The organism is Paenibacillus sp. 01L418, from assembly GCF_056400045.1.
The window spans coordinates 1-9521 of record NZ_JBFTSN010000248.1 but is presented as its reverse complement, the minus strand read 5'-3'; the positions used below and the strand labels follow the sequence as shown (position 1 = coordinate 9521).

Sequence of the window (9521 nt, the reverse complement as noted above, 5' to 3'; positions counted from 1 at the left end):
AGCTTGGCATCTACGGCGAACATGGTACGGCAGACCAAGCGACATGCCGGATCCCGATGATCATCCGCTGGCCGGGCTGCATAGCCGGTCATGTGGATAAAGGCCTTCACTATCATCTGGATTTGCCGCCGACGATGGCGGAGCTGTTGGGACTTCAGCAGGCGCCGAGCTGGGACGGCCGCAGTTATGCCGACTCGATACTGACGGGCGAAGATACGGGACGCGACAGCCTCATTATTTCGCAATGTGCACATGTGTGCCAGCGCAGCGTAAGGTTCGACGAATGGCTCTACATCCGCACCTACCACGATGGCTATCATTTGTTCGACAAAGAGATGTTGTTTCATATCAAGGATGACATTCATGAGCTGCACAACTTGGCTCCCGCCCGCCCTGACATATGCAGAGAGGCTGCATACCGCCTGCTCGACTGGCATGATCAGATGATGATGTCGATGGAGCACGATGTTGACCCGCTCTGGACCGTCATACGAGAAGGCGGGCCCTATCATGCCAAGGGCAATCTCAGCGAATATGCCGAAAGACTTATCGAGTCGGGCAGAGGACGTTACGTGGAGGAATTGAGAAAGAGACATCCACAAGAGAAGTAGCAGTGAAAATGTTGAAAAAATTAATGTTTGAAGAAACGCCAGCAGTCCTTTTAAATCAATTTTCATGAGAGAGTTGTTCACTTCAGTGAAAAAATGATTTAAAGGATTTCTGGTGGCTTTCATGTGTGTGGAGGGAGGCGAAGGAGTGGAACAAATGAAATCCTGCTGTGCGGCAAGCAGGCTGCAAGCGAACATTGAGCACAGTGTTATAGCGGTCCCAGCACCGTCACAAACTGCCGTTCCGGAGCCGGATCACATCGACTTGGATTGGGCTATCATACCAGGCGGTTCCTTCGAAATGGGAACAATTTCTAGCGAAGGGTTTCCAAGCGATGGGGAAGGTCCAGTTCGGAGGGTGGAACTCGATGCCTTCAAAATCTCAGCTTGCCCCGTGACGAACGCGCAGTTTCGGGCATTCGTGGATGCAACCGGATATCGAACTGAAGCAGAAAGCTATGGATGGTCATATGTTTTCCATTTGCTGGTTTCAGATGAAACGAACATCAGGGTTAAAAATGTACCTCGGCAAGTCCCCTGGTGGCTTGTCGTTGATGGAGCAAATTGGAACAACCCGGAAGGGCCGGATTCGAGCATTGAGGGTCGTATGGATCATCCGGTCGTTCATGTCTCTTGGAATGATGCCGCGGCGTTCTGCTCCTGGTCTGGGACAAGACTGCCGACGGAAGCGGAATGGGAATATGCGGCACGAGGCGGTTTACAGGGCAKGACCTATCCTTGGGGGGACCTGCTCAAGCCGGACGGTAGGCATATGTGCAATATATGGCAGGGAAAGTTCCCAATTAAAAATAATGCAAGCGATGGTTATATCGGTACTGCTCCTGCTAAGTCGTTTGATCCGAACGGTTACGGACTGTATAATATGGCAGGAAATGTATGGGAATGGTGTGCGGATTGGTTCAGTCCTGCCTATCACCGTCAAACGTCTTCAGTGAATCCACGATACACACATGATACAGGCAAAAGGTCGATGAGAGGCGGCTCGTATCTGTGCCACCGCTCCTACTGCAACCGCTACAGGGTAGCGGCGAGAAGCGGCAATACACAAGACAGCTCAACGGGCAACATTGGCTTCCGCGTGGCCGCGGACCTAGTCCCTAAAGTAACTTAACGGCTATCGATACGGAATAAATGGAGTAGCTTAATACCCTCACGGTAACGGTGAATATTACGCCATGTGATCATGGTGTTTAGAATCACGATTAACGTGAGGATTTTTTGTCGTCGCTCTAGTGCTGAAGCGTTCGGCGCACAGGCGAGCCTGCTGCGAATTTTCTCCAATAAATTAAATGATCAACTGGAAAATATCATACCTGATTACCAGAGGTTGGAGCTGGAGAATGAGAAGGATATCGATCTAATTCAGGGTTATTTTTTCAACTATTGGAGCAATGGTCAAGGCATCATAATCGAGATGAAAGAAAGAGCCGCTTGCTACTTATTTGAATATTTTCCGAAACGAAAAAGCGAAGCTACTGCTGCTGTATTCGGATCTGAAGGTGTATGAGGTCGCGGACATGTCGGCTGTACCTACTGCCTTGTTTTGACAATTGTTTGAATGGAGAAATCATGTTATCCGTTAGTCAATTCCCTATGGGGGCAGAAGATGAACGATATGTTCATTTCTGTCCTTTTTTGTTTTAAAAATAATGAGAGAGTGAGGAGTTAGAAAAATGTAATCGACGAAGTTTAGGCACCTATACTTGCGAATGCGATGGGTCAGCATGGCAACTTAAAAAATTTTCATTTGTTAAAATAGGGTGGCAAGTGCGCCGCTTGTGTACAAAACGCACAACTGTAACCTCGTTAAGGTGAGACGAAGCCGTTCACCCAGAAAAAAATGTAGCTAGCACCTTGTACATCGCATTCAGTTAGAGAGGACGTAGGGATACGTCTTCTTTTCAAACGCAGAGAGATGCCGAACTTATAGTCAGCCATTAGTCCCTTTACTTATGACAAATTGGTGGTCAACGTGGAAACAAAGGCAAGATGAATTAGGAGCGGTCGGTTTTGCTTAAAGATGAATAGCTTCCTCCTATGTGTTTTTTAATTTTAGCTCTCGCAAGTGGAGTCGTTCATTAATATACAGGAATAGCAAATGTTATCCATTATTAAACTCCAATTTATTTCTAGCGCTGATATTAGTGATGAGTTGAACTTATCCACATTTCACTTCAAATACATAACGCTGCAATCCCATTGGCAACGATGAGGTCAAAGGTTCGAACCCGGCGGAATCCATAATAATTAAAGCCTTTAAACACAGCATATCGGGTGTTTAAAGCTTTTGTATGGAGAGTAGGTTTAGAATCCTAGTTCGAGGTCGCATTTGCTCTTCTTTTATGATGTGGTTGCGTTTTGTTATAGGTTGCATAGGGTGGACGCGCCACTATAGGAATGTAATAATTGACTTTAGGCGAATAGATATTTAGAATTTTAAAGGGAAAAATGTTTACATTTAGTGAAGTTAAAGAAACGAGAATAGGAAATGAGGTTTAAAATGAAGAAAGAGAATAAACAGACAGCAGTATTGGTCGCGGTGCTGCGAGGACTCATCGTTGTCATCGGTGCTTTTATTACGGCCTATGGCCTTGAGGCAGTATTAATTCCGAACAACGTATCGGACGGCGGCGTGACGGGTCTTAGCATCGTAGGGTCGAATCTATTCGGGTTGCCTTTGGGACTTCTCATTGCGATTTTGAATATACCGTTCGTATATTTAGGGTATAAACAGATTGGAAAAAGCTTCGCGATATATTCCGTGATCGGTATTGCTTCGCTGGCCGTGGGTACCGTCGTTATGCACCATATTACTCCGATCGTAGAAGGCGATACGCTCCTCGTCACCGTTGTCGGAGGCATCATTATCGGTTTAGGGATGGGTCTTGCTCTTCGGAACGGCGGCGCGCTGGATGGCATTGATATGTTGGCGGTATTGCTTTCCCGTAAGCTTCCTTTCGGTACAAGCGATCTTATCTTATTCCTGAACGTATTCGTATTTATCGTCGTCTCGACCGTATTTGGCTTGCAGGGTGCTATATTATCGGGGATTGCTTATTTTATAGCTTCCAAGGTGATACATATCGTCGAAGAAGGCCTCAGCGGAGCTAAAACGTTTAAGATCATTACCAAGCATCCTGAAAGCATGATTGACACTATTCGCGATCGCTTGGGTCGCGGCGCTACGTATAGTGTGGTGCAAGGCGGCTATTCAAATGAGCATTTTAAAGAAATCACATGCGTCATTAACCGTCTGGAAGAGCGAAAAATGAAAGAAATTATTCGTGAGATTGACGAAAATGCTTTCATCATGGTGTATGAGGTTGCTGAAGTAAAAGGTGGCAGCTTTAAGAAAAAGGACATCCACTAACAAATTTCAATTTCTAACCCCTTTTGAAGTGACATCAAATAAGTTAGACAGGTTATTTTATTAGGCGACATTCTGGGAATGAGTTTCGGTACTGTACCGGGTTCATTCCTTTTTATTTTGCCTTCACTAGCTCATCTCGAACTCTTCGATAGCCTTAGCGCCCTTTTTTTAACTATCGTCCATAAAAAAAATTTTTAAGTGTGAAAAATAATAGGCTCTTCGATTGTATTACTAATGTAAGGGCGATATCAGAAACAATGAATAAAAGGCTTGAATCTTAACTAAAAACGCTACGAGGTGAAAGAAATGAAAACAAAATTCAAAATGATTACTATGTCCACTATTACCGCATTATCATTAACCTTTGTAGGTCATAGCTATGCAGCTACTAACCCTTTCTCGGATCTAACGAATATCGCGGTAAAGGATAAAATTGTTGCCTTACAAGAACAAGGCTTAGTCCATGGTATTTCAGACGACTTATTTGCCCCGAATGAAACCATCACAGCGGCACAAGGTATTCAGCTTATTGTTAATGCTGCGAATTTGAATCTAGATTTAGTAAGATTCCTTGTAGAACCTAAAGCTACGGATTATTTCAAAAACGCAGACAATGATGCTTGGTATGCGAATGCCTTAATTACGGCAAGCGTTAATGGAGTCGTACTGCCAGCCGATCTGAATCTTAACAAGAAATGGACGCGTGAAGAGTTCACTCACCAGCTTATTAGCACGATTGAAACGCATGGCAATCTTCCAAAGATTAAGCTTGTTCCTGCCCAGATTAACGATAGCACGGATATAACCATTGATTATGACGGATCCATCCAGCGCGCGCTTGCTTATAACGTAGTGAAATTAGATGAACAAGGGAACTTCCATCCTAAAGCTGAAATCTCTCGCGCTGAGGCAGCGGAACAAATCTACAATGTACTCGACTACATTAAGGCACATCCTGCTCCATCGCCACAACCAGATCAAGATTTAGAAACAAACTCAAAAAGATCGCCTTGGTCAACAAGTCCACAAATACCAGGAACAAAATAAGATCTACAAAATTGGTTTCTCAAAATGATAAAGCGATCTCCCTAATCATGGGGGATCGCTTATTTTTGACTTTAATGAGTATTAACTTTATTTTAAGTGAGTGTTCCTCTTTGGAGCTCGCTTCATGGAAAGATTCTCCTTCAATATCGATTTTAGGCAGACTCTGACCATTTCTTGTTCCGTTTCTTGTGTGAACTGTTATATGGATTCTGACCCGAGAGTTTGGTTCGCGGGAGGGTACGAAGCGGGGGCGAATTTCGTCCCCAAACATCGGATGCCATTCGATTAGAACCTATGGTTTTATAAGGCGAAGAGATAATTGATGAAAAAGGCTGATGAAAATCATCGGTCTTTTTATTATCTAAATGACGGAGTACAGGGAAATGTCATTAATTGTTGAATTTAGGATAAAGAATATACGATTAACATAATGCCCAATACAGTAAGGTATGAAGTATTGTTAAACTGGTGGGGAATTGATCAAGAAGATGCTGATTTTGGTACAGTGAACGAATTGGCATTACAATTTCTTGAAGCAGATAGGCTTGAGTTGTATAACAAAATAAGTGAAAAGATAACTGGCCTTGAGGGATGAAACCTTCAAGGTTTTCTTTTTATCCAGACTAGTGTCGAGTAAAGCAGGCGGGAAAAACGACCCAATGGCTTGTGCTTGTCGGACTCACGCTGATGGCTTTCGCCCTATTAAGGCTTGCATTCAATGAATACAATATAAAACTCAAAATAAGAAACATTCCAGACTTAGCAGCTTGGTTGCTGCTACCTGGAATGTTTCTTTTACAAAATTATAAGTTTGAAATCGCTCGTGAAAGTACTTTGTATTTCTCATAGCGATCCTGATAGAGGGACGTATTAGATTCACTTGGGTAAAATATCCGCAGCGGTTTGACAAGTATGTTTACGGCTTCCTCATAAGTTTGGTAAACCCCTGAAGCTTTTCCAGCGAGAATGATGTTACCCATCGTTCCAGCTTCACTAACGTTTAATCTCTCTACAGGACAATTCATAATGTCAGCTTTAATCTGTAGCCACAGGTCGGATTTAGCCCCACCGCCTACCGCGCGCAGCGACTCAATAGGAATTCCCGCTTCCGCAAGGCATTCGAGGTTGTAGCGCAATTCATACGTAACACCTTCCATTAAGGCTCGGTACAGATGGGTGGAATCTGTATCAAATGATAATCCATAAATCGTACCCTTGGCTTCGGGATTCATGTATGGCGTACCCGATCCGGCAAAATGAGGAATCACGAGCAAATCGGTAGGTGATGTTGCAGATGTTGAATTCAAATAGTCGTAAACGTTAATGCCTAATTTGCGGGCTTCTGCTTCGGCGATTTGACCGAACTTGTCTCGGTACCACCGAATAAGGGAACCGCCAGTAAAATTGAAGGCATATGTCAAATATAAACCTTCAATGACATGCGGTGCGCAATTGAATTGATACTGGAGCATCTTCGTATTCAGAATTGGTGAAGAATAGGCAGGCGTAATACATTCCACGGTTCCGATACCGTCCACCGCATGATTGTTATGTAAAATACCTGCACCGAGAGCTGCACAGGCTTGATCATGGCCGCCGGCTACAACTAACGTTTCTGAACGGAAGCCTAGCGATTGTCTTATTTCATTGCGAATGGGGCCAATGATTTGACCAGACTGAATGAGGTCAGGAAATTTGTCTGCTTCAATTCCGGCGGCATCAAACATATCAGAGTCCCATTCTTTTTTGGACACATTAAAGGCCATGGTGCGAGAGGCCAAGGTGTAGTCTGTAACCGAAATACCCGTGAGTAAAAAAGCGATGAAATCGCCAAACGGCATGAATTTCCATACTTTTTGGTAAATCTCAGGCTGGTATTGTTTGATCCACATGACCTTCGGAAGGGAGAACATCGGATGCAGAGGGACTCCGGTAAGCTCCATCGTCCRTTCCTTACCGATTTTTTGTTCAATGATTGCAGCTTGCTCTATACCTCTTGAATCCGTATACAAAATGGCATTGCTTAATACATTTCCATGATGGTCGACGGGAACAACCGTCTCACCCAAGGAAGAAATGCTGAGGGCGTGAACAATGACGCCGGGAACAGCTAAGAGCACATCCGCGATAACCCGTCTGACGGACTCCCAGACTCGTTCTGGATTTAGCTCAAAAGCTCCTGGTTTAGGCTGTTCCAAAGGGTATTCCATATACGCGGYTGATAGAAGAGTTCCGCCCTCATCAAAGAGCGAAGCCTTACATCCAGTCGTTCCGATGTCGAGTCCCATTAGTGACAATTTATAATCCCTCCAATCATAAGTGTATGTTTATTATAAACAATTTTTGTTTGTTTGTATAATAGAAATTTTGAAATAATCTTTTAAACGAAATAGCTGAAAACTTTGATATATAGCGATATTAATGGGATTCTGCTATTTGAAATGCTATATTCGAAAAAAACGAATTTTAATATTTAAATTTCGTGGTTGCTTATTACATAGGAATTAATTATAATATGTTTGAAACGAACATTAAATAATATAGACTGATAGAAAGGTGGAAGGTAATTTGTCTAAAGTCTCCATGGGTGAAATGCTGCGGGATGCTTCTCATAGGGGCTATGCGGTCCCATGCTTTAACGCAATAAATTTAGATATGGTTCGCGGAATCATTGAGGCCGCTGAGGATGAACAGTCGCCAGTCATCCTATGCCATGCTGAAATTCATTTTAAGTATACACCGCTCGAGCAGATTGCACCCATTATGGTAGAAGCGATGAACCGTGCCAAGGTACCGGTCAGCATCCTTCTCGATCACGGAAAGAGCTTCTCCGCGGTAACGAATGCGATGCATTTAGGCTTTAACGCAATCATGTTTGATGGTTCGGAGTATGAGTATGAAGAAAATGTTCGCAGAACCGCAGAGGTCGTGAAGATTGCTAAAACGCTTGGCGTTTCGGTGGAAGGAGAGCTCGGCTACGTAACTCGGCCAAAAAGCGGCGGGGCGGAAGGTGAAGATGATGATTCCATCATTGACGATACTTCGCTTTATACCGATCCCGAGCAGGCAAGGGAGTTTGTTGAGCGAACCGGTATTGATGCGCTTGCCGCTGCATTCGGTACTGTGCATGGCGTTTATTTGAAAAAACCAGTATTGGATTTAATGCGCTTGGAGCGAATTCGGAATACGGCCGGTGTTCCGATTGTGATGCACGGTGGGTCTGGATTGTCGGAGGAAGACTTCCATAAGTCGATCGATCACGGTGCGTCTAAAATCAATTATTACACAGGGATGGCGCTTAAGGTTGTTGACCGGGCTAAAGAACGTTTTATCGAGTCCGAAGAGAAGACGTTCTATCACGAATTCATGATGAATGTCATTCAGGACTTTAAAGAAGATGCGCAGCATATTATGCGCACGTTCCGCAGCAGCAACAAAGCGTAATCATCAATAAAACAAGTATATGGGGTGTGTCAAATATGTCCGTTACCGCTCGTTTAAATCGTTTATTTAGTGAACAAGGCAAGTGCTTTGATGTCGCGATCGATCATGGCTTTTTCAATGAATATTCATTCTTGGCCGGCATTGAGAATATGAAAGCAGCAATCGAAACCATTGTACGTGCCAATCCCGATGCGATACAGCTTAGCGTTGGTCAAGCAGAGCATCTTCAAGCTATTCCAGGCAAAGAAAAGCCTTCACTCGTGCTGCGTACAGATGTTGCTAACGTATACGGCACGAAGCTTCCTTCACACTTATTCAGTGAACTCATTCATAATCCGGTTGAACAAGCAGTTCGCCTGGACGCAGCATGTGTCGTTGTAAATCTGCTGCTTCTGCCGGGACAACCGGAGCTTCATCGTCAATGCGTGCAAAATATATCAAAGCTGAAAACGGAATGTGAGCGTTATGGCATGCCACTTATGGTTGAACCGCTCGTTATGCTTCCGAATGAGCAAAAAGGCGGCTATATGGTCGACGGTGACATTACGAAGATCGTTCCGCTTGTTCGTCAAGGTACGGAGCTTGGCGCGGATATTATCAAAGCCGATCCATGCGATAACGTAGAGGATTATCATAAGGTTGTAGAAGCGGCATCAGGCAAGCCGGTATTGCCGCGTGGCGGCGGACGGGCTTCTGACGAAGAAATATTGTCGAGAACTTACGCACTTATGCAGCAGGGAGCTTCAGGAATTGTATATGGACGCAATGTCATCCAACATAATAATCCAGAGGCGATGACTCGCGCATTTATGGCTGTAGTTCACCAAGGCGCGACGCCTGAGCAAGCATTAGCTATTTTGAAAGGAGCGTAATCGACATGGCGAAAAAAGTCATTCGCTTCGGCGTTATCGGCTGTGGGTTAATGGGAAAAGAATTTGYAAGCGCCTCAGCGCGTTGGTGCCACTTGAGCAATGTGGATTATATTCCTGAGATTACACATGTATGCGATGCGCATCTGCCTGCGACAGAAT

Annotated in this window: 7 protein-coding genes and 1 pseudogene; 7 read left to right on the top strand and 1 reads right to left on the bottom strand. The window is 44.4% G+C overall.

Features of this window, described 5'->3' with window-relative positions; translation table 11 throughout:
* The 5 genes and pseudogenes from AC1DSE_RS23340 to AC1DSE_RS23320 all read left to right on the top strand — a co-directional run.
* Positions 1-611: pseudogene (locus AC1DSE_RS23340) on the top strand (sulfatase); the annotation flags it as partial.
* Between the two features lie 154 nt (positions 612-765).
* The gene (locus AC1DSE_RS23335; RefSeq protein WP_477528262.1) at positions 766-1740 is read left to right on the top strand and encodes a formylglycine-generating enzyme family protein; all 975 of its coding nucleotides are present in this window, start codon (positions 766-768) and stop codon (positions 1738-1740) included.
* A gap of 96 nt (positions 1741-1836) precedes the next feature.
* Positions 1837-2136: a hypothetical protein gene (locus AC1DSE_RS23330; protein WP_477509237.1), complete on the top strand. Its 300-nt coding sequence runs from the start codon at positions 1837-1839 to the stop codon at positions 2134-2136.
* Positions 2137-3129: 993 nt separating this feature from the next.
* Positions 3130-3999, top strand: a complete 870-nt coding sequence (locus tag AC1DSE_RS23325; protein ID WP_339208096.1) for a YitT family protein — start codon at positions 3130-3132, stop codon at positions 3997-3999.
* Positions 4000-4305: 306 nt separating this feature from the next.
* The gene (locus AC1DSE_RS23320; protein ID WP_477509236.1) at positions 4306-5046 is read left to right on the top strand and encodes an S-layer homology domain-containing protein; all 741 of its coding nucleotides are present in this window, start codon (positions 4306-4308) and stop codon (positions 5044-5046) included.
* A gap of 803 nt (positions 5047-5849) precedes the next feature.
* Here AC1DSE_RS23320 and AC1DSE_RS23315 read toward each other — a convergent pair.
* On the bottom strand, positions 5850-7334 hold the full coding sequence (locus tag AC1DSE_RS23315) for an FGGY-family carbohydrate kinase (RefSeq protein ID WP_477528261.1): 1485 nt from the start codon (positions 7332-7334) through the stop codon (positions 5850-5852).
* Positions 7335-7614: 280 nt separating this feature from the next.
* Here AC1DSE_RS23315 and AC1DSE_RS23310 point away from each other — a divergent pair, with 280 nt between their 5' ends.
* Both AC1DSE_RS23310 and AC1DSE_RS23305 read left to right on the top strand, forming a co-directional pair.
* Complete coding sequence (locus AC1DSE_RS23310) at positions 7615-8490, top strand: class II fructose-bisphosphate aldolase (RefSeq protein ID WP_477509235.1); 876 nt, start codon at positions 7615-7617, stop codon at positions 8488-8490.
* A gap of 35 nt (positions 8491-8525) precedes the next feature.
* Positions 8526-9362: a class I fructose-bisphosphate aldolase gene (locus tag AC1DSE_RS23305; protein WP_339208100.1), complete on the top strand. Its 837-nt coding sequence runs from the start codon at positions 8526-8528 to the stop codon at positions 9360-9362.
* Positions 9363-9521: the final 159 nt, after the last annotated feature.

Excerpts from the sequence above, each read along its gene's own strand:
- AC1DSE_RS23305 (WP_339208100.1), top strand. The coding sequence starts at position 8,526 with ATGTCCGTTACCGCTCGTTTAAATCGTTTATTTAGTGAACAAGGCAAG.
- AC1DSE_RS23320 (WP_477509236.1), top strand. The coding sequence starts at position 4,306 with ATGAAAACAAAATTCAAAATGATTACTATGTCCACTATTACCGCATTA.
- AC1DSE_RS23325 (WP_339208096.1), top strand. The coding sequence starts at position 3,130 with ATGAAGAAAGAGAATAAACAGACAGCAGTATTGGTCGCGGTGCTGCGA.